Here is a 726-nt window from a genome sequence, read left to right on the forward strand (position 1 = left end):
CTGTTCCAGCACCCGCCGCCCGCGCCCTGCCGCGGCGGTGACGGGGTGGACGGCAACCTCGTAAGGATCGCGGGTGTCGGCCTCGACCTGCGCGGGCGGCGGGTGCTGGAACAGGTCGATCTCGACCTCGACGCGGCCGAGACCCTGGCGCTGCTCGGCCCGAACGGGGCCGGCAAGTCCTCGCTGATGCGTCTCGTGGCAGGCCGCCTCGCGCCCAGCGCCGGGACCGTACGGGTGGCCGGTACGGACCCGTTCCGAGCGGGCGGCGCCCGCCGGAGCATCGGCTGGGTGCCCCAGGAGATCGCCCTCTACCCCCGCCTCACGGTCGCCGAGAACCTGGGCGTCTTCGGCCAGCTCGCGGGCGTGGCCCGGCGCGACCGGCGGGAGGCCGTCGCGATGGCGCTGGAGATGGCCGACATCGCCGACGTGGCGCATCGCCCGGTGGGAATCCTGTCCGGCGGCTACCGGCGCCGGGTCAACATCGCGGCGAGCCTGATGAACCGGCCCAGCCTCGTGCTGCTCGATGAGCCGACGAGCGGCGTCGACCTCGCCGCCCGGGCGGCGATCCACGCTGTCCTGGACCGGCTGAAGGCGGCCGGCACCGCGATCCTGATCGCCACCCACGATTTCGCCGAGGCCGAACGGCTCGCCTCCCGGGTCGCGTTCCTGGCGCAGGGGCGGATCGTGCGCGCCGGGCGCCTCGCCGACCTGCTGGCGCAGCTGCGG

At 75.3% G+C, this 726-nt stretch carries 1 protein-coding gene; it reads left to right on the forward strand.

What is annotated here, in order from left to right:
* Positions 1-45 precede the first annotated feature (45 nt).
* Positions 46-726: ABC transporter ATP-binding protein (locus FV228_RS31570; RefSeq protein ID WP_147857957.1), on the forward strand; the 681-nt coding region annotated here is incomplete at its 3' end.

The sequence above is a fragment of the Methylobacterium sp. WL18 genome (genome assembly GCF_008040015.1).
In the GTDB taxonomy this organism is placed as follows: Bacteria; Pseudomonadota; Alphaproteobacteria; order Rhizobiales; family Beijerinckiaceae; genus Methylobacterium; species Methylobacterium mesophilicum.